Here is a 23,571-nt window from a genome sequence, read left to right as displayed (position 1 = left end):
CCAGCCGCCGGAGTGTCCTGAATCTAATCCCCAAATGGGGATACGGCGCCTGCATACCGGATGATAGTTTATGGCAATCAGTCATCTAAGCGAGAGCAAAGCGATGTCCCGGAAAGTGAGTGTACTCTTTGTAGACGATGAACCCAACATCTTGCGGGCGGTCCGCCGGCATGTGCGGCACTACAAAGATGAATGGCACATCCACTTTGCCTATGGCGGTGTCGACGCCGTGAAGGTGATCACTCGGGAAAACGTCGACATCATCGTCACCGACATGAGAATGCCGGAAGTCGACGGTTCTCAATTGCTCGAGTGGATTTCAGAAAATCACCCTGAAATCATTCGGATCGTTCTTTCCGGAGAGGCAAAGCTCGAAGAGATCTATCGCATTGTCGGCCGGAGCCATCGTTTTCTCGCAAAGCCATCCTCGCCAGAAGCGACAATATCGGTCATTCGAGATGTCGTAGATGCACAGTTGCACGATCAGATCGAAAACGGCGTCTTTGAAATGTCCATGCTGGACAAGCTCGGCACCCCGGCAAGCATCTTCAATGCCCTTCAAGGGGTATTGGACGCCGAGGATGTCAGCATTGATGAAATAACGAATATCGTACAGCAAGATCCAAGCTTGTCCCTGCGTTCCCTGCAGATCTGCAATTCAGCCTACTTCAAACAAGCCTCGCAGACGTGTGACATCAGGAAAGCCATTTCTACCATCGGCGCTGATCGACTTCGAGAACTGCTCAAGGCAGGACGGCTTGGACAGGACAGCCGGGTCCAAGTTGAAGACGACAATGTCCAACAAGAAGCCTACTGGCTCGCGCGCGCGTCAAGAAATGAATGCACCGCGCAAACTGACAGCCAGAATGTCCTATCTGCCGCCTATGTGCTGGGCCTGGGACTTCGGTGCGGGGCGGTCGACACGACCGGAACCCTCAGCCAGGTCGCGAAGCGAGCCGCCTTTCTGACCGTCTTGTTCGGCCTCCCGGAAATCTTGCCGAAATCACTTTTGTCACTCGCAAAATCCAATGCTTCAACGCCGTTTGAGCACTGGCCGAAGTTGATTGCGAACGCAGTGATTGAACAAAACAATCAGCTGTCAAATGAGGAGGCGGCGGCATGAGTGAGAACCGACGGGTCCTTTTGGTTGATGACGAAATGCACGTCCTTCAGGCGGCATATCGTGTCTTGCGAAAGTCAGTGGACGTCACAACGGCAAACGGCCCCAAGGAGGCGCTGGAGAAGCTCCAGACCTCTGAACCGTTCGCAGTCGTCGTCAGCGATCAGAACATGCCGGGTATGGACGGTATCAAGCTGCTTGGCGTGATATCGCGAAAAGCCCCGTCTATCACCCGGATCATGCTGACGGGCAACAATGATCAGAAGACTGCGATGAACGCGGTGAACGATGGACGCATTTTTCGCTTCATCACAAAGCCCTGTGATTCAGAAAGTCTTTTGAAGACGATTGAAGAGGGAATAGCCCACCACCGAACAATCGTCGCGGAGCGTGAGCTTCTTGAACAGACATTGTCTGGCAGCATCAAGATGCTTGTCGACATCATCGCAGTGTCCAAGCCACGCGCGCATCTCAGATCATCTCTGATACAGCGCTGGGTCCGCAAGGTTCACAAGGCTCTTGAGTCCAAGCCGACGCTTGAACAAGGCATTTCCGCGATGCTTTGCACCCTTGGCTACCTGACCCTGCCGGACGAGCTTGCCGAGCGCTATTTCAGTGGCAGCGAACTCAATCCAGATGAACTGAGAAGCATCAACGAAGCGGCCGCCCAGGCGCGCGATCTGGTGATGAACATTCCCCGTATGGAAGGCATCGCCGACGCCATCTATTATTGCCGGAAGGGTTATGATGGTAGCGGGTTCCCTCTTGATGATGTGCAAGGCGAAAACCTGCCGGAATCCGCACGCGTTCTTTGTGCCCTGATTGACCTAGCTGAGATCACAACCGGGAATTCTCAGTCGTTCGAAAGCTGCATGGCGGAGTTGGAACGCAACGCGCCCAGGTACGACCCTCGTATTCTCGACGCCATGCGTCAATCGCTTGGCGGAGATCAGGTCTTTGCGGGCGGCGTCGAAGCTGAGCGGAAGTCGGTTTCGATCCTGCAACTGCTGTCTGGAGACACCCTCGCAGAAGACATTCGCGACGCGGATGGCCGCCTTCTTTTGGCGGCCGGTAGCCCCCTAAGCTCGGTCACCATCAAGAGGCTCGGCTCCGTCAAGTTTCTGAGAGAGCCGGACATGCGCATCGACATCTGGCGGGACTACAAAGTGGCGCCTCCACAGGGCGTCCCAGGCGCTGCCGTATCTTAAAAACCATACGAGGGACGATGTGGCGAATTGATCCCTAAATGGGGATCGTTCCCGACGCTGAAACTCCGCATTGTGCACGAAACGGAAGGAACAGCTCATGACCAGACAATATGCCAACAATGTCGCCATCGCAGTTAACCGGCAGCAGGCTCAAGGAAAACTCTTACTCCTGAGCAGCGCCCTCTTTCTATGTGCATTGTGCCAATCGGCAATGGCTGAAAAAATCTACTCGTTTGGAATTGTGCCCCAGCAATCGGCAAGCAGGCTTGCCCAAGTCTGGGTACCGATCCTGGCCGAGATCGAGAAAGAAACCGGATACAAGTTAAGGTTCACGACCGCCAAGGACATTCCAACCTTCGAAACATGTCTCGCGACCAAGGCGTACGATTTCGCGTATATGAATCCGTACCATTATACGGTCGTACATGAGACCGCCGGCTATGAGGCCTTTGCCCATCAGGCTGACAAAAAGCTGAAAGGAATACTTGTCGCGCGAGCGGACTCGCAGCCGGGCGATCTCGGACAGCTCAACCAACAAGCCATCGCCTTTCCCTCACCCGCTGCGTTTGGCGCCAGTGTGATCCCACGCGCAGAACTGACTGCGCAGAACATCGAGTTCGAACCGGTTTACGTGAAGTCGCATGACTCCGTATACCGCGCGGTGGCGTTGGGCCTCTTCCCGGCCGGTGGTGGCGTCATGCGGACTTTCAACAATCTCCCCGACGACTTGAAGTCTCAGCTGAAGATCATCTACCAGACGGACGCTTACACTCCGCATGCGTTCACCACTTCGCCTTCTCTGCCGCAGGAGGTCAGAGGCAAGGTCATCGCGGCGATGATGCAGCTAGAGGATGCATCCTTGCTCAAGCCTCTGGGGATGACCGGCTTTGTCTCGGCCTCCAATGAGACCTGGGACGATGTCAGAGCATTGCAGCTCACCGCGAACCAGACCGAAATTGCATCCGCGGGAGAAGAGACATGTCATTCAAATTGAAGACCATCCTCGGCATCGCGCTGATCGAAATCATACTTCTCGCGATCTTGGTGATGACCAGCCTGCATGATCTCAGGTCCTCGAACGAACGCGAGTTGCGAACACGCGCCGAAACGTCGGCCAAACTGCTTGCCACCATGACAAGTGATGCGGTTGTTGCACTCGACCTAGCGACCCTGGATACGCTCGTTGAGCAGGCTCTATCGAACGAGGGCTTGTTGTATGTTCAAATCAGAAACTCGAACGACTTGGTGCTTGCGGAAGGGGGTACCATTCCCGTGCAGTTATCGTCGGTGAACACCACCACCAACGATCAAGATCTAAGTGATGGCAATTTCAATGTCGCGGCGCCAATTGGTGTTGCCGGTGCGCAATTTGGCACGGTCCAAATTGGGTTGTCCGCCTCTCTACTTAACGATGTCATCGCAGCTGGATCTCGCAGGATGTGGGTCATCGCCGGCGTGGAGGTGCTGTTGGTCGCAATCTTCGGCTATATTCTCGGCACGATCCTGACGAGACAACTTCATCACCTGAGAGACGGCGCGGCTCGTGTCGCCAAGGGTGAATTCGGCTTCCACATGCCGGTTGTCGGAAACGACGAGCTCGCCAGCACTGCTCGCTCCTTCAATCAGATGTCCTCTGCGCTCGAGGAGTATGCCAAGGTCGTCAAGATCGAGAAGAACGAAGCCGAAGCAGGACGTAAATTTGCAGAAACACTTCTGCACAACGCCATCAACAGCGTGTCTCAAGCGATATTCATCGTCGGAGAAAATGGCGAACTGCGCTTCGTGAACCGAGCTGCCCGTGATCTGTACAAACTGAACAAGGAAGACTGCGCCCCGGGAGCTGTGTTCAAGGACATATTGTTGTCGGCCTATACATGGCGGTCAGAAACAAAATCCGAAGCACAAACTCAGGCAGTTTACGATCGCTTGAAGCGCCTTGGCGCGAACCAGATCCAGACCTGGCAAAGCAAATGGATGGGTGACCGCATCCTGCTTCATACGCAGCGGCCGATTGCAGCTGGCGGATTTGTCATGGTTGACACGGATGTGACCGAGCTGTTCGACGCGAATGAAAAAAATCGCCGCCTTGAGCTCGAGCTGATGGAAACGCACAAGCTGGAGTCCCTGGGTACGCTTGCAAGCGGCGTCGCCCATGAGATCAACACGCCGACACAGTTCATCGGCGACAATCTGAAGTTCCTTCGAGAGGCTTTCGACGACCTCAACGGCTTTGTATCAAACCTGGATGATGTTCCGGCGTCTGCCCAATCTGAACAGCTTGAAGAAATTGACTGGTCTTTCCTGAAGGAAGAAATTCCAGCAGCGCTCTCCGAAGCGGCACAAGGCGTTGACTCCATCGGCAAGATTGTTCGCTCCATCAAGGAATTCGCTCATCCTGACGACACCGAAACAACAGAGACCGACCTCAATAATCTCGTCGAGAATGCGGTGACTGTTTCACGATCGCAATGGCGACACGGTGCGGATCTTGTCTTTGAGCCGGCCGAAACTGAAACGATCATCCCCTGCTACCCGGGAGATGTATCGCAAGTCGTCATCAACCTGATCGTCAATGCTGCCGACGCAATAGCAGAACATTCCCAGAAGCAGGACTATGCCGGCGGCAAGGGCGAGATTGTTGTCTCCATCGAAAAGGACATGAAATTCTGCACGATTTCGGTGACCGACAATGGCCCAGGCATTCCCGAGAGCGCTCTGCACCGCATCTTTGACATGTTCTACACCACCAAGCCGCCTGGCAAAGGAACAGGACAGGGCTTGGCAATTTGCAAGTCAATCGTGGAAATCAAACATCGCGGTAAGCTCTCCGTGAGATCAGAAAACGGTAAGGGGAGCACCTTCATTGTGAAGCTGCCAATCATGCCGGGATCGTCAAAACAAAATGAGGCCGCCGACTCACATGCAGCCTGACTGACCTCAGATCGCTTGAGCAGTACCGGCGAACAGTCAGCATTTTTACCCGACCACTTTTCCGTCATGGTCGCAGCCGGCCTTATCACAACGACAAGGCCGGTTATGAACAATTTAAGGCATGCGCCGGCACAGGCACATGAAAAACTCAATATTTAATGGGCTACAGCACCTTCAGTCTAACGTGGCTGATGCGAAAATGCATATCGGCGGCGCCGAATACCTCGTCAGAACTGACAGGATTCGACACCTTTTAACAAAGACGGCAAAAATACGGCACCCATGTGAGACCTCGCGCCCCATCGGCGTGCGTAGTCATCAAGACCGCGAAAATTAATAAATTTAAAAGCCAAAAAATCTTAAATACATGTATTTTATACTTAACAAAATCCTAACTAGGAAAATTTTACCTACCAAAAGGAAGTTATTTCCTAGTAGATAAGTAATATATACCTAGCAAAAATCTACATAACTTAACTTTTCTCCGCCCGAATCCCGCTATTACTACGTTATAGATTCGTAACCATGGCTACCGTGAGGTGGCCTACCCGATTTTGGAACATGAATATGGGCGTTGCGACATCAAGAATTGACTCTTCAGGCACCGGGATGGGGACTGATCAAGGGATGCATTCAAATCCAATCACGCCGCACTCCGAGATGGATTTAAAGGTCCTGTCTGACGACGAGCTTCTGGCACTCATTGCCTCTGACAGAGAAGACGCCTTCCAGACTTTGGTCGAGCGTCACGTCGACAGAGGCTACGCGGTCGCCTACCGCATCCTGCAAAACGGACAGGATGCAGAAGACGTCGTTCAAGATGCGTTTCTACAAGTCTGGACACGTCGGCAGATGTGGCAGAGCGGACTGGCCAAATTCTCCACATGGCTTTTCAGGGTCGTCAGCAACCGCTGTATTGACCTCCTCCGCAAGCCAAGGACCGAGACAGTCGACGAACTGCCTGAATTGGAAGACACCAGCTGCAACCAGACACAGGACCTGGAAAGACAAGAAGTAACCGCGCTGCTGGAAAGCGCCATGATGAAGCTTCCCGATCAACAGCGCATTGCGATCGTCTTCTCCTACAATGAGAACATGAGCAATGGCGAGATAGCTGAAATCATGGACACAACAGTGTCGGCAGTGGAGTCCCTACTGAAACGCGGGCGCCAAAAACTGAGACAGTTACTCAAAAAGCAGGGCGCCGATATCTTGGCTGCATTTACAAATAGTTAACTCTACTTAAATCGAAAAAAATAAATAGCGCCCGAATTCGATCTTCTCCTCCGTTCAACCCTCAGAGCGCGATCAGTCGTGCTGACCGCGCCGCGAATGAGCGTGGATCCTGTGACCTGAGGAGAAGAAGATGCCTGTTATTTCGACCAATACCGCGGCAAACACAGCGGTTCGCTACCTGAACTCAAATTCCTCCGAACAATCCGACTCGCTTGCCAAGCTCGCCAGCGGCTCAAGCATCACCAAGGCCTCCGACGACGCGGCAGGACTGGCCATCGCGACCAAGATTTCATCGGATGTAGCTTCGCTGGAGCAGGCCTCGACCAATGCCTCGCATGGCATCTCGGTGCTTCAGACAGCCGATGGCGGCGCCGCCAACGTCAGCGACATTCTTGAGCGTATGAAGACGCTTTCTTCACAATCCGCCTCGGGAACCGTGACAGATACCGAGCGCGCCTACATCCAGGCTGAATTCGAACAGCTTCAGGAAGAAATCAACGGCATCGCTGAAAGCACACGCTACAACGGCCAGAGCCTTCTCGATGGCTCCAGTGATTTCTCGGACGACACCATTGAAACGGTGGCGACCGTGACAGGCGCCACAGCTGACGCAACAGTGACGGCCGACACCACCGGCACCATCACCATCAACGACATTGAAATTGAGCTGACCACCGACGACACCACACTGACCGTGGACGAAATGGTGGAGCAGATCAATTCAGGCCTGCAGGATGAGGGCGAATATACAGTCGTAGCGTCTAATGAATCCGGCACGCTCACGCTGACGACGCTGGACTCCGGAGACAACGCTTCCATTACCCTGGAAGACGGCACTGGTACGCTCAACCTCGCAACTCTGGGCTTGACTGCCGGAACCACGAGCGGAACCGCGACGGAGGTCGACACAACGGGCGCTGACATTGTTGTCGGCTCATCTTCGGCAGACACGATCAATCTCGCGCTTCCCGAACTGACCACAGAGGCCCTTGGCATCGCTGAACTCGATATCTCGACAGCAGATGGCGCAAAGGAAGCTCTCTCAGTCCTCGATATGGCAATTGATGAGGTCTCCAACGCGCGCGCCGAGATGGGTGCGACCATGTCGCGGTTTGAGTTCCGCTCCGAGCAGATCGACACCAGCATCGAAAACCTCGACGCTGCACAGTCGGCGATCGCCGACGTTGACATTGCGAAGGAACAGGCCGCCCTGTCCGCCGCGAGCGTGAAGGTTCAGGCTGCTGTCGCAGCGGCCACCCAGGCCAATGAGATGCCTGAAAACCTTCTCTCCCTGATCCGCTAAGACCAAGTTACCGGGTCACCTTGAACACCCCACTAGATGCCTCGCTCCGGCGGTGTGACAGGTGACCCGGCTCCATGAAACTTCGTTAGAACCGGAGCTTTTCGATGAGTGTGACCGATACGACATCGACCACGGTGACGACGACAGAAACCGTATACACCGCGACTGCCAACGCAAACTCGGACATCGATTGGGACGCTTTGATCGAGGCGGCTGTCATGCAAAAAGAGCTTCCCGCCGACACCATCGAAATCAAGATGCTCGAGAACGAGGCCGAAATCGCGGCCTACGAGGAAATGCAATCTCTCCTGCAGGATATGGAGGATGCACTCGACACGATCCGCGGCACGACCAACTCGCTCACAGAATCTGACGACATTTTCTCTGTTCGCGAAGCCTATCTGACAGGCTACGGCGATGTGACTGCAGAATCCGCGGTTGTCGTCACCGCTGATGATGGCGTGGATGTTGCGACCTATCAGCTTGAAATCCTGCAACTCGCGACCAGTCAGAAAGTGGCGGGTGACATTTACGCAGACAGTACCGCGGAACTTGGATTGTCGGGAAGCTTCACACTTGAGCTCGACGGAGCCGAGTATGAAGACGGCGAGAGTGCCAGCGAGATCTCCATTACCGAGGACATGTCGCTTGATGAGATTGCCGAAGAGATAAACCTGCTGTCAGATACAACAGGCGTCTCTGCTTCAGTGATCCAGGTCTCAGACACAGAATTCCAGCTTGTTCTCAGCGCCACAGAAACGGGTCAGGACATCGTCCTGTCTTCAACGTCCGGTGACGATATCGGCCAGTCCCTTGGCGTGACGGACACATCGGGAGCCTTCACAAGCGAACTACAGTCATCGCAAGACGCCATCATTAGCGTTGATGGCATCCAGGTCACACGTGACAGCAACGTCATCGACGACGTTGTTGATGGATTGACCTTCTCGATTTACCAGGAAACCAGCGATGACGACTACATCTCGGTTGAAGTCGCACAATCGCTGACGACAATTCAAGACGCGATCTACACGCTCGTCGACACATACAATGCCTACCGGGAATGGGCCCTGACCCAGCAGGAGGTTTCCTCCTCGGGCGGCGCATCCGATGATGCAGTGTTGTTCGGCGACAGCACAATGCGCCTGGCAAACTCGGGTATCGCTTCCAGCCTGGCGACGATCATCGACAATGAAGGCATGTCATTGATCGGCCTATCGTATGACAGCAGCAATTACCTGGAAGTCGACGACGACACGCTTTCGGATGCGCTCCTCACCGATCTCGATGCGATCGAGGATCTCCTGCTCTTCAACATGGAGACAAGCTCCAATGATCTGGCGCTCCTCGCACGCAGCGACTCAATGCCTGATGAGCTTTCACTCGATATCGAAGTGGATGACGAGGGCAGTGTCACAAGCGTCCTTGTCGATGGTGCCGAGGGCCTGTTTGAGGTGAGCGGCACACGTATCGTTGGTGTAGAGGGCAGCATCTACGACGGGATCAGCTTCGTGTTCACCGGGACGGAGAGCCAGACCGTCGACATGACGTTCACATCCGGCCTCGCGGAAAACCTCTACAACGTCGTGAACCAATATGCGGATGAGGACGATGGCGTTCTCACCGAGATCATCACCACGTTAAGTGATCAAAACACGGACTACGAAGAGGAATACGACAGCATCATCAGCGATGCTGACGACTACCGGGACTATCTGACTGAGCTGTACGCATCCTATCAGGCAGAGATCGAAGCGGCTCAGGCCGACATTGAATACCTTGAAGCTCTTCTAAGTTCAGGAGATTAAGTGATGAGCTACGCCATGAACCGGGCAATTGCCGCCTATCGCACAGCCGCGACCACTGTCGCCCCGACCGCCGCAATGACCCTCCTGCTCGACGAAGTCTTGAATGCGATCATTCTTGCCGCGGGACATCTCCGCAAAAAGGAATTTGACCAGGCACACGCGCGTATCGCACGTGCGACCGGGATCCTGCGCGGACTTCGCCAGAACGTAGACCTTGATGTTGATAGAACTCTCGCCCGGCAACTGATCGACATGTACACGCGCAATATTTTCGCGTTGAACAGCGCCGCATCAAAGTCCGATGCGAGCGACCGTTTCTGCACGATTGCGACGGGCTTGCTCGAATTGCGCAACGCCTGGGCCGAGATGACCACGCTATCAGCGCGAAATCAGCAAACTCTGCTCGAGGACATACGAGCTGAACGAATTGTTGCTGAATGCGTCTAAGCCATAGACAACCAACATCCGCGCATGTACCGTTTTGGTCATGCACGGATTCTGTCTGGTTTGGTTATGACTTCAGTGAAGCATCAAATGGCAATAGAGAAGTTTGATGCGCTGTTGGACAAACACGGCTCAGATCTGAATGTTTGGCCTTCGGCTGAACAAGAGCCTGCTAGAGAGCTGCTGAAAATGTGCAGTGCTGCGAAAAATCGGCTGGAAGAAGAGCAAGCCTTGAAGGCACTGCTTTCTTCCCATCAGCCCCGCTTGGCCCCCAAAGGCCTTGCGACGAAAATCCTCAAAAAAGCACGCGAAATTTCCTGACGTGCAAGCCTCTGGGCGACGGGACAGAGCCGTAAGGAACCAGCATTCCTTGCCGTCTGTTTCTGACGCTGCCCAGACGTCCGCTAGCTGGTATTTTTTGCCCACCAATCTTCGCAAATCGCAATGCGCGTACAAGGCGCCGTGTACGCACTCGTCACGGAGCCTGGATTTCAGTCAAATTCAGATTAATAAAGCTAGGAAATTTCTTCCCGCCAAGCTTAAATTTCTCTAGGCAGAATATTCCCAAGTAAATTCTTTGAAAAACCCCGCCTGAAATGACTATTGCGCCCGTTTCAATACTATACAGGGCAATTTGTCGATTTCGATAATTCACGCTTGCCCTCGAAAAGTATTAATCGAGCGAGGGCGGCGATATGACTATATCAACCGTAAATTACTACTCGGACATAACAAGCACTACGTCAACATCGACGACATCAACAACGTCCGACGATGACAGAACCTCTATCGACAGTGACGAATTCCTGATGCTGATGGTAGAACAGCTTCAGAACCAAAATCCGACCGACCCGACCGATACGAGCGAATACATCAGTCAGATGGTCGATTACGCCAGCTATGAGACCCAATCGGAGATCTCTGACCAGCTCTCTTCGATCACCGATACGCTGGCCAGCCTCATGAACTCACAGGGCCTTGGCTACCTCGGACAAACCGTCGAAGCGGTCGGCAACACGACGTCGATTCAAGATGGTGAGGCCGAATGGTCCTACACCTTGGAGAGTGAAGCCGAGAGCGTCACGGTCAACATCCTCGATGAAGACGGAAACACGGTCTTTAGCGAAACAGGAGAGACAGATGAGGGCTCTCACTCATTCACATGGGACGGCGTTACATCCAGCGGTGAGCAGCTTGAAGATGGCGGACTGTATACCATCGAGGTGGAAGCCCAAGACGCCGATGGCAATGATGTTTCGGGATACACGACCGTCATCGCTGAGGTGACTGCTGTCGACACAACCAGCGACGAAGCCGTCCTGGGTATTGGAGATTCCTCTGTTCTTCTCGACGACGTCCTCGCCGTCGTCGCAGCGCAGTAGGGGGCCGGCATGAGCTTGCAAGGAGCCCTCAACGCATCGATCTCCGCGCTGTCTGCGCAGAGCACGGCGCTTTCCGTCATCTCAGACAACTTGGCCAACTCTCAGACGACTGCCTACAAGTCATCGTCAACAAGCTTTTCCAGTCTGGTCGCAGGAAGCGGAACGAATTCGAGCGGCGGCGTCGCCGCAACAATGGTCTCAAACGTCGATCAGCAAGGCCTCCTGGTCCAGTCGACAGATGCGACCCACCTCGCAATTGAGGGCGATGGCTTCTTCATTGTCTCCGATGGAACAGACGCGACATCAACCTATTACACCCGAGATGGTGAGTTCACTGTCGACAGCGACGGTTACCTGACCAACGGCGGCTACTATCTCCTGGGCTGGACGACCGATGCCGATGGGGAGGTCACCGGTGGCACCAGCGAGAATTCGCTGGAGGCCATTGATCTCGATTCCGTCCAGAGCTCTGTCGACGCCACATCAAGTGTGGAGTTCCAGGCCAATCTCCCGGCAGATGCAGAAGTTGGTGACAGCTTTGAAACAAGCTTTGAGGTCTATGATTCCCTGGGCACCACAAGCACGGTAACTGCAACCTATAGCAAGACCGCGGAAAACACGTGGGAGATTGCATACTCCGACCCCACCCTCTCCTCTACAGGAGAGACGATCGGAACGGTCACCTCTGCGGCGGTAGAAGTAACGTTTAATGCCGATGGCACCTTGGCCTCGACAAACCCGGATCCGGCCGAATTGACAATCGAAGGCTGGACCACGGGTGCAGCAGACAGCTCCATAACCCTCGGGCTGGGCGATGCAGATAGCACGACTGGCCTCACACAATACGCCTCCGATGATGGTGACCCCTCAATCGATGTCCAATCCATCGACCAGGACGGCTTGGCGTACGGCAATCTGAGCTCAATCGAGATCTCCGATGATGGCTCCGTCATTGCTTTCTTCGACAACGGCGAAGAACGCTCGATTTACCAGATCCCAATTGCGACATTCGGTAATCCGGACGGTCTCGAGGAAGACAGCGAAGGCATCTATTCGCGATCATCTACCTCGGGCAACGCCACTCTGCATGAAGCTGGAGAAGGCGGCGCAGGCTCCATACAAGGCGGTTGGCTGGAAGCCAGCACCGTGGACACCGGAGAAGAATTCTCAAACATGATGTCCGCACAGCAAGCCTATTCCGCAGCATCGCAGATCATGTCTACGGCCAGCGACATGTTCGACACACTCCTGGATGCGGTCCGGTGACGGCGATGACCGAAGAGCTCAAAGCTTGCAAGGAAGAACGCCGGCGATTGAGGGCTGAAATCCTTCGGCTTGAAGCTTCTCCGCGTTCTGCAGCCCAAAAATTGAGGCTGCTGGTCTGCAAACGCGACCTCCAGGACCTGATGCGCCGCATGCGTCAGCAACAAGAGGCAGCGGGAGAAAAGATGTCCCGCTCCACCACGGCGACACAAGTCATCGGCGCATACAGCCGCACGGTCGACACATTGAAGAAACAGGGACGATGAACATGACAACGCAATCAGAGAAACAGCCGAACGTGGTCTTGTCCCCAAAAGACATCGCAAAGGTAGAAGCGATCGTCGATCATGCGATCTGCGTTGCAGATGATCTTATTGCGGTCACCGAGGAAGAGAACCGCAGGCTGACAAGCGGTCGCCCGACCTCCATTGAAGATCTTCTTGAGAGAAAACAGAAACTGGCAGCAGAACTTGAGCTGTTCCTGAAAAAATTCAGGGCGCAAAGCAACATCTTCCTGCTCGCGTCGCCCGGGAAATTCACAGAGCTCCAGCACAGAAACGAAAAACTGACGACTGCACTCGCGCACAACAATCAGAACCTGGTCCGCGCCCTCACCGCGAACCGCCGGAGGGTGAAAACCATCATGCGAGCCATCCAGGACAAGCAGCAATCGACGGCAAGATATGGCGTCAACGGCCAATACAACCAGAACACTCCGCATCCCGTCTCGATCGGACGGCGGTACGAAGCGTAACCAAACACGCTTGAGCGCGAACCGGAGCCCAGTTGATGACCAGTCTGACAACGTCTTCCTATATTGCCGCCAGCGCGCTCACCGCGGCGCAGGTGCAGTTGTCGGTCGCATCTTCCAACATCGCCAACGCAGATACCGAGGGATATACGGCAAAATCCGCCTCGGCGGAGTCTCAAACCACTCTCGGCTATGGCTCCGGCGTCGCGGTTACCGGCATAGCTTCAAGTGTCAGCCGATATCTACTGGACGACCTGCTCACCGCCACCACCAACGCAGTCAACACGACCGTCACAGCCGACTACCTCGACGGACTACAGCAGTCTTTTGGATCAACAACTGGCGAAGATGGCGACGGGAGTTCGATCTCCAATACCATTGCCACCTTCGAAAGCGCGCTGACAGAACTTGCCGAGACTCCCGAAAGCGAAAGTCTTGCCAGTGCCGCCGTGTCAGCGCTTGAGGATGTCACCTACCAGCTCAACAGCCTTGCGACGGATGTTCAGCAATCAATAGATCAGGCCGACGAGCAGATTGCAGATGGCGTCATGGCCGCCAATGAGGCCATAGAGACAATCGATGCCTTGAACGAGCAGATCGAAGCTGCCTCTGCCCGCGGCGACAGCACGGCGGACCTTGAGGATCAGTTGAACGCTTCCCTTGTATCTCTCTCCGAGCAACTGGAAATCGCAACCTTCAAGGCCGACGACGGGACCGTAAAGGTATACACAAGCGATGGTCAGGTTCTCGTCGACGGCAGCGCGCATCTTCTGACCACCGAAACAGCAGCTGACGGCACCACAAGCATTTCAGCGAATGGCACCGACATCACCGGCGATCTCGACACTGGCAATCTGGGCGCCCTGATCGAGCTTCGCGATGAAACCCTGCCAGCCTATCAGGACATGCTGGACGAACTGGCGACCACTTTCATCGATGAATTGAACACTGTGAGCGCGGGTCTCCTCAACGGTACAGGCGCCTCGGACATTGCCGTCAGCGATACAGTTCAGAGCGACCCGAGCCTGATGCTTGGCGACACGCTGCCGTCCGAGGTCGCCTATGAACTGCTCGATGTCCTGCAAGCGAGCGTAAGCTTTGATGCTGCCGGAGACCTATCCGCGGACGAGATGTCATTTACGGATTACGCCAACAGCATTCTTTCAAATCTCGTCAATGCGACCACCACCGCAGAGACACGGCTTGAATTGGCAGAAACCGAACTCAGCACCATTTCTGACACGATTTCATCGACCTATGGCGTCAATGTCGATGAAGAACTGACCCGTCTTTCCGAGCTCGAACAGCTCTATTCAATCGCCTCGACGCTTCTCAGTGTTGTTCAGGAAATGTTTGATGATTTGCTGACTGCGGTTCAATAGGAGGAAGACCGATGGTCATGCGTGTTGCTACATTCAGCCAGTCATCCACGATTTTGCAAAGCGCTCTCGAGACTCAGGCCAAGCTCGCGAGCAATCAGGAACAGCAGGTCAGCGGCACCATTTCCTCCGACTATGCGGGCTTGGGAACGGATGCCGCGACGCTTGTGGATCTGGAAGTGTCCCTCTCCAGATCCGAAGCTTCTCTGTCTGTTGCAGAAGATGCGCTCTCCCGTGTTGAAATGACATATTCGGCGCTCGGTGGCATCAGCGACATTCTCACGTCCATGCGCGCAGACGTGACAGCAGTCCTCACCGACGAGGACCTCACCGCCTTGCAGGTCGTTGCTGAAGCATATCTGGAAGATGTCTCTTCGCTGCTCAACACACAGCTTGCCGGACGCTATCTCTTTGCCGGAAGCAACACCCAGGAAGCGCCGGTCGATCTAACGGCCTATGAGGCTACCGATCTGACCACCACAGACAGCAGCTACTACACGGGCGACACCTATGTTCAAACCGTGCGCCTGAGCTCTGAGCGATCACTCGACTATGGCATTACAGCGGATACCGAGGCGATTGAAACGGCCATGAGAGCGCTGTCTTATGCGGCAAGTGCAGATCCTCTGACCACAGATGATGTCGAAGTGCTTTCAGATCTTCTCGTCGAGGCGCAAGATGGCGTGATTGCCCTGCAGAGCATCACGTCGACAGCTGCATCTAGCTTGGAGAGTTTCATCTCATCCGAAGAGGAATACATCGCGGAAGCAGAGGCGCTGGCCAGCGAACTCAATTCCTCCGATGTTGCCGAATTGATCGTTCAAGCCTCCAGCTATGAAGTCCAACTCGAGGCCAGCTACGCGGCACTCGGCTCACTCAGCGACCTGTCAGTCCTCGATTATTTGTTCTAACAGCTGACAGTTTGAAGCGCGCCAGGAGGTGCCGACCTTCTGTAACATTCAAGCCTCGAAGAGCCTGTTCGAAACCGACGTCAGATGAGCATGCATCTCGGAACGAGCTTTGGCAGCATCACGATCACGAATAGCGTCGACGATGGCCTGGTGCTCCGCAAAACTGTGATGATCGGCAGGGGGATGGCCCGCGCGTTGCCGCAGCCGCCCCCAGACAACGGTTCGCCTAAGTGAGTTGAGCTGGTCGAACATTGCCAGCAGCGGAACATTTTGGGTCGCCTGCGCCAGGAGCCGGTGAAACCGATTGTCTGACGCTTCATATTCGCGCCAGGTCTCTGCCTTGCGTGACTGCTGAATGTTGGCGCTCATGGCCTCCATCTGCTCCAGGTTAGCTTCTTCTGCCGCCAAGCCTGCCAACATCGGCTCAAGCACGAGGCGTGCCTTCATAACATCTCTGAGCGTTGTCTTTTTTGCGATTTCAGAAACCGAAGGCTCTTCGACCATGCCCATGCCGTCGGAAACGAACGTCCCTCGCCCGACATGACGCCAGACGCGCCCCTCCGCTTCCAAAACTGCAATCGCGCGCCGCAACTCTCCCCGGGAGATACCAAGTTCCTTGCACAACACGCGTTCAGCGGGGATTCGATCTCCCGGGCCTGCACTGCTTTGACCGATATAGGCCTTTAACTGCACCAACGCTCCATTCTCAGCCGTCATCACACCCCACTTAAAACCAATTTCAAGATTGGTAAAACCAATATATCGATTATTCTAAATTCTCAACCTTTCTTTTGAGGCAGCCTCGCGTCAAAAAAACATGCTCCTGAACTGCCGCACTCACACCCGATAAGGCCAAAAAATATCTATTTTACAACAATGATTTACGGATACAGCCTTCTTTCACACACCAAAACACAATGAGGATCTGTAGCGCACATTGCCAAAAATGCTATTGAATAATATCGATAAAAAGCTTTGAATTGAAAAATAAATACAAAATGATCCAACTTGAGACGATTGGTTCAAGCTTGGTTGTCGAACTACCACTGGGAGGAAAACATGGGATTTTCACTAAAAAGCATAGTTGGGGCCGCCGCGATCACGGTGTCAGCTCTGGCGTTCTCAACTGTCTCATCTAGTGCCGAAAAAGTCCGCATCGCACTGGGCGACGTCGCGTCGGTAGAAACCCTTTCGCTGCTCGTGGCTCTGGAGCGCGCAAAGGAAAATGGGCTCGACTACGAACTGACCACCTTCGGCAAGGAAGGTCTGGCAATCCAGGCAATCATCAGTGGCCAGATGGATCTTGGGATCGGCTCCCCATACTCGGTGATCCAAAAATCAAAGGCACCCATCCGGAATTTCTTCCAGCTTTCAAAGCTGGTCTTCTTCCCGGTTGCCGAAGTCAAATACAAGACCTGGCAAGACATGGACGGCGAGCCGATCACGCTGCATTCACGTGGCGGCGGCACGGACGCGATCGCCAACATCATTGCAAAACGGGAAGGCATCACCTTCGGTCAGCGTTCTTATGTTCCAGGCTCCGAAAACCGTATCGTTGCCATGCTTAAGGGACAGGTCAACGCGTCAATCGTAGACATCTCGAACAAGAACATCCTGATGTCCAAATCCGAAGGCAGGTTCCACACGCTGCCTGGCCTTGAAGGCCGCGCAAGCGACGAGATTCTTTTCGCAAACCAAAATTGGATTGATGACAACCAGGAGAGCGTTGCCATTCTCGTCGAGGCCCTCCTGAAGACCTGGCAGGAGGTCAACGAGGACCCAACAATCGTCGACAGGGAGCGCAAGCGCTTCAACCTGCTCTCTGATCTGCCTGAAGAACTCCTCTCCGAGGTTGACGCCTATTACCAGGAAGCTGTCGACGGCGGTCTTTACGACCCCAATGGTGGCGGCGCGGACGCAGCCCGGGCTGACTTTGAGTTCTATGGTGAAGCGGGACAGCTAGCCGGCGACCCAGCCACTCTGAAGGTCGAAGATTTCTGGAATCTTGGGCCGTTGAACGCGGCGCTCGCAAAACAGTAAGACGGAAAATCTCCAGAACAGTCGGCGCCTTACCGGGCGCCGACCCCATACCTGAATTTCGCACCCTGAAAGATACATCCAATGGATAAGCATCTGACCAGCGCTCGCGCGCTCAAGGTCTTATCGATCATTATTGTCTTCTGCGCATGGGAATACGCCGGAAGAATTCCCGTCAGTCCTGCGTTTCCAACCTTCCTCGAAACCATGCAGGGCCTATGGGAGATCACCATCGACGGCTCTCTTTTGCGAGCCTATCCGGAGACCCTGAAGCCACTCATTCTTGGCGTCGCCATCTCCGCAGTTCTCGGCATCACCATCGGTGTCGCCATTGGTTTGAGCTTCAAGGTTGAGTGGTTCGCATCGCCGATCTTCGTTGTGATGCAGTCTGCGCCACTTGCAGCTTTGATCCCCCTGCTTGTTCTGGCCTATGGCATCGGTCTCACGTCCAAGGTCATGGTCGTCTGCATCATGGCCATGCCTGTCATTGTCCTGAATTCGGCCAACGCGGTGCGCCATACACCAACCTCAATCAAGGAGATGGGACGTTCGTTCCTCGGCTCTCCAATGGAGATCATCTTCAAGATCATTCTGCCTTCTGCGGCACCAGTGATCTTTGCCGGACTTAGGCTTGGCGTATCCGCCGGATTTATCGGAGCCATCCTGTCCGAACTGCTCATCACGCCCACGGGCATTGGCGATGTCATCACCTACAATCAGGCGATCGCCGAGTACGCGAAAATGTACGCTGCAATCTTCTCGATCATCGTACTTGCAGTCGTTTTCCTAGACGTCATTGAAAAAATCGAACTGACACTGTTCAGGCCAGACAAAAGAGTAAGCGCATGACCAGCCAAGGCAACACAGCCCTCAAAACCACTCAAGATGCGCCCCAAAGTGATATTGCGGTTTCCGTCCGCAACGTCTCCAAGATTTACGGCGGTGCGATTCACGCCCTGAATGACATGACGCTGGACTTTCCAAGAGGTCAGCTGACATCACTTCTCGGTCCCTCCGGCTGCGGCAAGACAACCTTGTTGAAAATCATCGGTGGCTTGCTTGACCAAACCTCCGGCGAAATTCTCGTTAATGGCAAGCCGGTTGATGGCCCCGGACCAGATCGCGCCTTTGTTTTCCAGGATTTCGCCCTAATGCCATGGGCGACCGTCATCCGGAACGTGGCCTTCGGCCTGGAACTTCGCGGTATCGCAAAATCAGAGCGCGAGGCTGTTGCGGAGAAATACATTGCCGCGGTTGGCCTTTCCGGTTTTGAAAAGCAGTACCCTCATGAACTGTCCGGTGGCATGCGCCAACGGGTCGGCCTTGCCCGCGCGCTGTCTGTGAACGCGGACGTCCTCTTGCTCGATGAGCCGTTTTCGGCCGTCGACGAGCAGACACGCCGTAAATTTCAGGAAGACCTCCTTGCGCTGGTCGAGCATGAGAAGAAGACCTTCATCTTCGTAACCCACTCGATCGAGGAAGCGGTCTACGTTTCAGACCAGATTGCCTTGCTCCTTGCCCGCCCAAGCCGCGTCTCGGAGATCATTAAGCCGGATATAGATCGCAGCATCTCGCCTGATGCCCTGCGCCGGGACCCAGTCTATCTGGACACGGTAGAGCGCATCTGGTCCTCCCTGCGGTCGTATGTTGAATAGGAAACAGAGCAATGAAACTATTCGGCTACAAACTTCCCATGATGAGCTCATTGTTGATTTGGGCCGTTCTGTGGGAAATCGTCGGGCAACTCGACATGACGATCCTGCTGCCTCCCTTGAGTGCAATCCTCGCCAAAATGGTCGAGATCGTTCCGACCAACTCCTTCCTGAGCGCATTCGGCGTGACCGCAAGGGCCTTTCTAGTCGGAACCGGATTTGCCGTGGCCATCGGCATTCCCGTTGGCGTCTTGATGGGAAAGAGCGTTTTGATCGATCGCCTGCTTCTGCCCTGGGTCAACATGTTCCTGAGCGCTCCATTGACGGCGTTGGTACCAGTCTTGATGGTGCTCTTCGGCATCGGTGAGCAGACGGTCATTATCACTACTGCGCTGTTTGCGATCTGGATCATCGTTCTCGACACCCGTGCGGGCGTTAAGCAGATCTCAAGTTCCCTCGTGGAAATGGCGCACTCCTTCGGCGCGTCCTCATTCCAGGCCTTCTTCAAGATCTATATCTGGGCCGCGCTTCCCGAGATCCTTGCTGGTGTCCGCATCGGCTTCATTCGCGCGGTCAAAGGCGTCATCATCGGGCAATTGCTGGTATCCGTTGTGGGCTTCGGCCGCCTGTTCGAACTCTACTCAGCCAACTTCCTCATGGAACACTTCTGGGCGCTTCTCTTGGTTCTCTTCTTTGCCGCCTTCACCTTGGCCGAAGGCCTGGGCTACCTGGAGCGCAAGGTCGATTACTATGCCGCCAGCCGTGCTCCATGATCAGACATCCCATCTACAGACAAAAGGAATTACAAAATGGGTTATGTGATTGACCTGCCGCAACAAGTAGCAGCCGCGATCGAAGGAACGGACGACACGTTCCCGGTTCGCCGCATCTACTGCATCGGCCGCAATTATGCGGATCACGCAATCGAGATGGGGCACGATCCGGACCGGGAGCCGCCCTTCTTCTTCCAGAAGAATCCGAACAACATCGTGCAGGACGGCAAGTTTCCTTATCCGCCGCACACAAGCGACGTTCACTACGAGCTGGAGATGGTTGTCGCGTTGAAAAGCGGCGGACGCAACATCCCGCTTGAAAGCGCCCAGGACCATGTCTTCGGATACGCGGTCGGGCTCGACATGACGCGCCGGGATCTACAAGGCCAGATGAAGAAAATGGGTCGTCCTTGGGAAATCGGCAAGGCATTTGAGCACTCTGCGCCAATGGGCCCAATCGTACCTGTATCAAAGACCGGTTGTCTTGATCAGGGCGCAGTGTCTTTGCTGGTCAATGGTGTTGAGCGGCAGAAGGGCGACCTCAACCAGATGATCTGGAAGGTGCCTGAAATGATCAACTACCTGTCTGAATATTATGAAATTGCCGGTGGCGATCTCATCATGTCCGGGACCCCTGCCGGTGTCGGTGCCATCCAGAAGGGTGATGTGATGATCGGCAAGGTAGAAGGTGTCGGTGAAATCGAGGTCGTTGTTGTCTAACTGATGCGGCAAACTTGGCGCGGCCACCTGATGTGGCCGCGCCCTTTCTAAGCATGACACCAAAAAGGCCACGCCATAATATATATGGCGTGGCCTTTTTGCGTTCCAGAGAAATGCTCTTCGACGGCTGCAAGTTTTATCGTTGCGGAATGCCCTTTTGGTGTTCTGGCGCGGCATCGGCCTTGGTAACTCCGTCAATAAGCACAAAGGCAATTGAGCAGGGTTCGGCGCCACGATTGGACCAAGCGTGGTTTGTACCGCGTTGAACCACCACGTCGCCAGCTTTCAAAAGCACTTCATCTTCATCCATGAGCATGTAGATTTCTCCGCTCATAATCACCGCATAGTCAACGCTGTCCGTGCGATGCATGAAGGGGTGGCGTGCGCCCTCGACGATGTTGGCACCTGCACCCATTTCCGCGAACGCTGCCTTGCCATCCAGGGTTGCCATAACCTCCGGATCCTCAGGCATGAATTCAACGACACGAAAAACACTGCCATTCTTTGGCGGGTGTAGAATGAAGTCCCCCTCGCAGGTCTCAACTGCCCCGTCGTATTCCGCAGGCGTTTCATGCGTCAGCCAGAAATTGGTCAGTGTCACACCCGGCCGGCTTGGCCTCTGAAGGAGATGCGTCGCAATCTGGTCACTCTCCACAATTGCAACGCCATTGTCATCGTGACCCGTCACGACGCGTCTGAATTTACGAGCCATATCTGTCCTTCTAGTCATCAATTTAAGCAGGAATCTTTCGGCCTGCCTGCTGTGAGAAAAGCAGCCCCGCCAGCAGTGCAGCGCCAACAACAGCCGTCGGCCAGAATTGGAGCAGCAAGCAAAGGCCTGCGATCAGGGCAACGACCCGGCCGAACCAATGCAGTGGCCGATGGAGGCAGCCGACCACACCGACAGCGATGGAGGCTATGCCGGCAAAGCCAGTCACAACCGCAACGATGTTCGCCAAGATGTCGCCTTGCATGACGAGGCTGGGTCCAAACACAAAGGCAAAGGGCAAGATAAAGCTGGTCGCCGCATAAGCCGCCGCTGTCCACCCGACCCTGTTGATGTCAGCCCCCGCAATGCCGCCCGCGACATAAGACGCCAGCGCGACCGGCGGCGTGATCGTCGAGATACAGCCATAGTAGAAGACGAAGAAATGAGCCGTCAGGACCGGCACGCCGAACTTGACCAAGGCAGGTGCAACGACTGTCGCAAGGATCAGATAGGCCGCCGTGGTTGGGAGCCCCATTCCAAGAACGATGGATGTGACCATGGTGAAGAACAACGCGAGAATAAGCTGACCATTGGAAGCGACATCAATCAACAGCGCAATCTTCGAACCCAATCCGGTGATACCAAGTGTGCCCGAGATAACTCCCGCCGCCGCGCAAGCTGCAGAGATGGTGACAACGTTGAGCGCGCCATCGGATATGCTGCCGGCAATCTTCTTGAAGAATTCACCATCCAGCCGTCGATGTCTCACGACATCAAGCAAAATCAGGATAGCCATCGCCCAGAGCGATGCCTTAAAGGGCGAAAAACCGACAAGCATGAGTCCCAGAAGGACCCCGAAAGCCCCGATAAAGGGCGCGCCGTCAACGAGAACCTTCCAAAGAGGACGGCCATCGGTCTGATCATGCTCGACCGGCTTGATATCTGACTTCACCGCCTGCAGATGCACGACGAAGAACGCCGACCCAAAGAACAGCAAGGCTGGCAACAGCGCAATCAGCATGACAGATGTGTAAGGAACACCAACAATCTCCGCCATAATGAAGGCCGCGGCCCCCATAACCGGTGGCATCAGCTGCCCTCCTGTAGAGGCAACAGCTTCAATAGCCGCGGCTTGGTGAGGCGCGTAACCTTCACGCTTCATGATCGGGATCGTGACCGTTCCCGTCACCGCAACGTTGCCCGCCGCCGAGCCCGAGACCATGCCGATGAGCGTCGAAAACAGCACCGCGGACTTGGCACTTGCCGCACGCATTCCGCGGGTTAATCTGATCGAGACCTCGAAGAAGAAGTCACCAGCACCGAAGCGTGACAGCATCGCGCCAAAGATCGTGAAGATGATAATGTAGGTCGCAGCCACGCCTACAGGGATGCCGTAGACGCCCTGCGTATCCGTGGTCAGGAAGATGACCATGCGCTCGAGGCCATATCCTCTTCCGTTCAGGATGCCGGGCAGGAAAGGACTGATGAAGGGATAGCAGAAGAAGGTAAGTGTGATGAGAGCAAGAACCAGCCCGACGCCACGACGCGCTGCCTCAAACACCAGAACCAGGATAACTGCTCCGGCATAAAAGTCCGCCGGCTCCGTGAGACCGCCGCTGAAAGCGATGGCCTTCCAGCGCGTGATCAACCAAAGGCTCGCACCCACGGCGGCAAGCACCAAGCTCCACGTCAACAGCCCGTTCAATCGGCCGCCGGCGAGACGCCCAGAGGCCGGTTTCAGGACGAAAAGAAGAGAAAAAGCCAAGGCGACATGAATCAAGCGCATCGGCATCGTCGACAGGGAGAACACCCCTGAAACCACGGCAAGGTGAAAGGCACCAAGCCCAAACGCGGCAAATGATATAAGAGCGGGCTTGCTGCACGCCCTTGCGACAATACTTCTGATATTCAATTTCCCGAGCCTTCCGACCTTCCAAATGAGCG

The 23,571-nt window shown here is 54.8% G+C and carries 23 protein-coding genes and 1 pseudogene; 21 read left to right on the top strand and 3 right to left on the bottom strand.

Annotated elements, in window-relative coordinates:
• The first annotated feature begins 103 nt into the window (after positions 1 to 103).
• The 16 genes and pseudogenes from IG617_RS12805 (at position 104) to IG617_RS12730 (ending at position 15,736) form a co-directional block, all read left to right on the top strand.
• A complete protein-coding gene (locus tag IG617_RS12805; RefSeq protein ID WP_192109588.1) occupies positions 104 to 1,123 on the top strand; it encodes a response regulator in 1,020 nt (339 codons plus the stop codon).
• Positions 1,120 to 2,328: an HD domain-containing phosphohydrolase gene (locus IG617_RS12800; RefSeq protein WP_192109587.1), complete on the top strand. Its 1,209-nt coding sequence runs from the start codon at positions 1,120 to 1,122 to the stop codon at positions 2,326 to 2,328. Before IG617_RS12805 ends, IG617_RS12800 begins: the two co-directional genes overlap by 4 nt.
• 97 nt (positions 2,329 to 2,425) lie before the next feature.
• Positions 2,426 to 3,322, top strand: coding sequence for a phosphate/phosphite/phosphonate ABC transporter substrate-binding protein (locus IG617_RS12795; protein WP_192109586.1), 897 nt, complete (start codon positions 2,426 to 2,428; stop codon positions 3,320 to 3,322).
• Entirely contained in the window at positions 3,307 to 5,259 is a 1,953-nt protein-coding gene (locus IG617_RS12790) for a sensor histidine kinase (protein WP_192109585.1), read from the top strand. Before IG617_RS12795 ends, IG617_RS12790 begins: the two co-directional genes overlap by 16 nt.
• 627 nt (positions 5,260 to 5,886) lie before the next feature.
• Entirely contained in the window at positions 5,887 to 6,495 is a 609-nt protein-coding gene (locus IG617_RS12785; protein WP_254170549.1) for an RNA polymerase sigma factor, read from the top strand.
• Positions 6,496 to 6,625: 130 nt separating this feature from the next.
• Positions 6,626 to 7,058 (top strand): annotated as a pseudogene (locus tag IG617_RS21955) (flagellin); the annotation flags it as partial.
• A 140-nt stretch (positions 7,059 to 7,198) separates the two neighbouring features.
• Positions 7,199 to 7,798 carry a flagellin gene (locus IG617_RS21950; protein ID WP_192109660.1) on the top strand — a complete coding sequence of 200 codons (600 nt, stop codon included), beginning with the start codon at positions 7,199 to 7,201 and terminating at the stop codon, positions 7,796 to 7,798.
• Positions 7,799 to 7,902: 104 nt separating this feature from the next.
• The gene (fliD, locus tag IG617_RS12770; RefSeq protein ID WP_192109583.1) at positions 7,903 to 9,606 is read left to right on the top strand and encodes a flagellar filament capping protein FliD; all 1,704 of its coding nucleotides are present in this window, start codon (positions 7,903 to 7,905) and stop codon (positions 9,604 to 9,606) included.
• A gap of 3 nt (positions 9,607 to 9,609) precedes the next feature.
• A complete protein-coding gene (locus IG617_RS12765) occupies positions 9,610 to 10,053 on the top strand; it encodes a flagellar export chaperone FliS (protein WP_192109582.1) in 444 nt (147 codons plus the stop codon).
• An 87-nt stretch (positions 10,054 to 10,140) separates the two neighbouring features.
• A complete protein-coding gene (locus IG617_RS12760) occupies positions 10,141 to 10,371 on the top strand; it encodes a hypothetical protein (RefSeq protein ID WP_192109581.1) in 231 nt (76 codons plus the stop codon).
• A 374-nt stretch (positions 10,372 to 10,745) separates the two neighbouring features.
• Complete coding sequence (locus IG617_RS12755; protein WP_192109580.1) at positions 10,746 to 11,432, top strand: flagellar hook assembly protein FlgD; 687 nt, start codon at positions 10,746 to 10,748, stop codon at positions 11,430 to 11,432.
• A gap of 9 nt (positions 11,433 to 11,441) precedes the next feature.
• Positions 11,442 to 12,698 carry a flagellar hook protein FlgE gene (gene flgE / locus IG617_RS12750; protein WP_192109579.1) on the top strand — a complete coding sequence of 419 codons (1,257 nt, stop codon included), beginning with the start codon at positions 11,442 to 11,444 and terminating at the stop codon, positions 12,696 to 12,698.
• Complete coding sequence (locus IG617_RS12745) at positions 12,695 to 12,961, top strand: hypothetical protein (protein WP_209008436.1); 267 nt, start codon at positions 12,695 to 12,697, stop codon at positions 12,959 to 12,961. Before flgE ends, IG617_RS12745 begins: the two co-directional genes overlap by 4 nt.
• Positions 12,962 to 12,963: 2 nt before the next feature.
• Complete coding sequence (locus IG617_RS12740; protein ID WP_192109577.1) at positions 12,964 to 13,449, top strand: hypothetical protein; 486 nt, start codon at positions 12,964 to 12,966, stop codon at positions 13,447 to 13,449.
• Between the two features lie 35 nt (positions 13,450 to 13,484).
• On the top strand, positions 13,485 to 14,828 hold the full coding sequence (flgK, locus tag IG617_RS12735; RefSeq protein WP_192109576.1) for a flagellar hook-associated protein FlgK: 1,344 nt from the start codon (positions 13,485 to 13,487) through the stop codon (positions 14,826 to 14,828).
• Positions 14,829 to 14,845: 17 nt separating this feature from the next.
• The gene (locus tag IG617_RS12730; protein WP_192109575.1) at positions 14,846 to 15,736 is read left to right on the top strand and encodes a flagellin; all 891 of its coding nucleotides are present in this window, start codon (positions 14,846 to 14,848) and stop codon (positions 15,734 to 15,736) included.
• Positions 15,737 to 15,784: 48 nt separating this feature from the next.
• Here IG617_RS12730 and IG617_RS12725 read toward each other — a convergent pair whose 3' ends face one another.
• On the bottom strand, positions 15,785 to 16,453 hold the full coding sequence (locus tag IG617_RS12725) for a FadR/GntR family transcriptional regulator (RefSeq protein ID WP_192109574.1): 669 nt from the start codon (positions 16,451 to 16,453) through the stop codon (positions 15,785 to 15,787).
• Positions 16,454 to 16,795: 342 nt separating this feature from the next.
• Between IG617_RS12725 and IG617_RS12720 the strand changes: the two genes are divergently transcribed.
• The 5 genes from IG617_RS12720 to IG617_RS12700 all read left to right on the top strand — a co-directional run bounded on the left by IG617_RS12720 (position 16,796) and on the right by IG617_RS12700 (position 20,918).
• Positions 16,796 to 17,776, top strand: a complete 981-nt coding sequence (locus IG617_RS12720; RefSeq protein ID WP_192109573.1) for an ABC transporter substrate-binding protein — start codon at positions 16,796 to 16,798, stop codon at positions 17,774 to 17,776.
• A gap of 81 nt (positions 17,777 to 17,857) precedes the next feature.
• The gene (locus IG617_RS12715; protein WP_192109572.1) at positions 17,858 to 18,622 is read left to right on the top strand and encodes an ABC transporter permease; all 765 of its coding nucleotides are present in this window, start codon (positions 17,858 to 17,860) and stop codon (positions 18,620 to 18,622) included.
• Entirely contained in the window at positions 18,619 to 19,428 is an 810-nt protein-coding gene (locus tag IG617_RS12710) for an ABC transporter ATP-binding protein (RefSeq protein ID WP_192109571.1), read from the top strand. The genes IG617_RS12715 and IG617_RS12710 overlap by 4 nt, the downstream gene beginning before the upstream one ends.
• Before the next feature lie 11 nt (positions 19,429 to 19,439).
• Positions 19,440 to 20,198 (top strand): ABC transporter permease, encoded by a 759-nt coding sequence (locus IG617_RS12705; protein ID WP_192109570.1) that lies wholly within the window; start codon positions 19,440 to 19,442, stop codon positions 20,196 to 20,198.
• A 36-nt stretch (positions 20,199 to 20,234) separates the two neighbouring features.
• Positions 20,235 to 20,918: a fumarylacetoacetate hydrolase family protein gene (locus IG617_RS12700; RefSeq protein ID WP_192109569.1), complete on the top strand. Its 684-nt coding sequence runs from the start codon at positions 20,235 to 20,237 to the stop codon at positions 20,916 to 20,918.
• A 136-nt stretch (positions 20,919 to 21,054) separates the two neighbouring features.
• On the opposite strand, the gene IG617_RS12695 is transcribed toward IG617_RS12700, so the two are convergent.
• Complete coding sequence (locus IG617_RS12695) at positions 21,055 to 21,630, bottom strand: cupin domain-containing protein (protein WP_192109568.1); 576 nt, start codon at positions 21,628 to 21,630, stop codon at positions 21,055 to 21,057.
• A gap of 22 nt (positions 21,631 to 21,652) precedes the next feature.
• The gene (locus IG617_RS12690; RefSeq protein ID WP_209008435.1) at positions 21,653 to 23,539 is read right to left on the bottom strand and encodes a TRAP transporter permease; all 1,887 of its coding nucleotides are present in this window, start codon (positions 23,537 to 23,539) and stop codon (positions 21,653 to 21,655) included.
• Between the last annotated feature and the right edge of the window lie 32 nt (positions 23,540 to 23,571).

Origin of the sequence: Roseibium polysiphoniae (assembly GCF_014842925.1) — a bacterium.
Classification (GTDB): domain Bacteria; phylum Pseudomonadota; class Alphaproteobacteria; order Rhizobiales; family Stappiaceae; genus Roseibium; species Roseibium polysiphoniae.
The sequence above is the reverse complement of the archived record's forward strand: the minus strand, read 5'-3'. Positions and strand labels throughout refer to the sequence as shown.

Coding starts and splice junctions, on each gene's coding strand:
- IG617_RS12805 (WP_192109588.1), top strand. CDS start 104: ATGTCCCGGAAAGTGAGTGTACTCTTTGTAGACGATGAACCCAACATC.
- IG617_RS12800 (WP_192109587.1), top strand. CDS start 1,120: ATGAGTGAGAACCGACGGGTCCTTTTGGTTGATGACGAAATGCACGTC.
- IG617_RS12795 (WP_192109586.1), top strand. CDS start 2,426: ATGACCAGACAATATGCCAACAATGTCGCCATCGCAGTTAACCGGCAG.
- IG617_RS12790 (WP_192109585.1), top strand. CDS start 3,307: ATGTCATTCAAATTGAAGACCATCCTCGGCATCGCGCTGATCGAAATC.
- IG617_RS12785 (WP_254170549.1), top strand. CDS start 5,887: ATGCATTCAAATCCAATCACGCCGCACTCCGAGATGGATTTAAAGGTC.
- IG617_RS21950 (WP_192109660.1), top strand. CDS start 7,199: ATGGTGGAGCAGATCAATTCAGGCCTGCAGGATGAGGGCGAATATACA.
- fliD (WP_192109583.1), top strand. CDS start 7,903: ATGAGTGTGACCGATACGACATCGACCACGGTGACGACGACAGAAACC.
- IG617_RS12765 (WP_192109582.1), top strand. CDS start 9,610: ATGAGCTACGCCATGAACCGGGCAATTGCCGCCTATCGCACAGCCGCG.
- IG617_RS12760 (WP_192109581.1), top strand. CDS start 10,141: ATGGCAATAGAGAAGTTTGATGCGCTGTTGGACAAACACGGCTCAGAT.
- IG617_RS12755 (WP_192109580.1), top strand. CDS start 10,746: ATGACTATATCAACCGTAAATTACTACTCGGACATAACAAGCACTACG.
- flgE (WP_192109579.1), top strand. CDS start 11,442: ATGAGCTTGCAAGGAGCCCTCAACGCATCGATCTCCGCGCTGTCTGCG.
- IG617_RS12740 (WP_192109577.1), top strand. CDS start 12,964: ATGACAACGCAATCAGAGAAACAGCCGAACGTGGTCTTGTCCCCAAAA.
- flgK (WP_192109576.1), top strand. CDS start 13,485: ATGACCAGTCTGACAACGTCTTCCTATATTGCCGCCAGCGCGCTCACC.
- IG617_RS12730 (WP_192109575.1), top strand. CDS start 14,846: ATGCGTGTTGCTACATTCAGCCAGTCATCCACGATTTTGCAAAGCGCT.
- IG617_RS12725 (WP_192109574.1), bottom strand. CDS start 16,453: ATGACGGCTGAGAATGGAGCGTTGGTGCAGTTAAAGGCCTATATCGGT.
- IG617_RS12720 (WP_192109573.1), top strand. CDS start 16,796: ATGGGATTTTCACTAAAAAGCATAGTTGGGGCCGCCGCGATCACGGTG.
- IG617_RS12715 (WP_192109572.1), top strand. CDS start 17,858: ATGGATAAGCATCTGACCAGCGCTCGCGCGCTCAAGGTCTTATCGATC.
- IG617_RS12710 (WP_192109571.1), top strand. CDS start 18,619: ATGACCAGCCAAGGCAACACAGCCCTCAAAACCACTCAAGATGCGCCC.
- IG617_RS12705 (WP_192109570.1), top strand. CDS start 19,440: ATGAAACTATTCGGCTACAAACTTCCCATGATGAGCTCATTGTTGATT.
- IG617_RS12700 (WP_192109569.1), top strand. CDS start 20,235: ATGGGTTATGTGATTGACCTGCCGCAACAAGTAGCAGCCGCGATCGAA.
- IG617_RS12695 (WP_192109568.1), bottom strand. CDS start 21,630: ATGGCTCGTAAATTCAGACGCGTCGTGACGGGTCACGATGACAATGGC.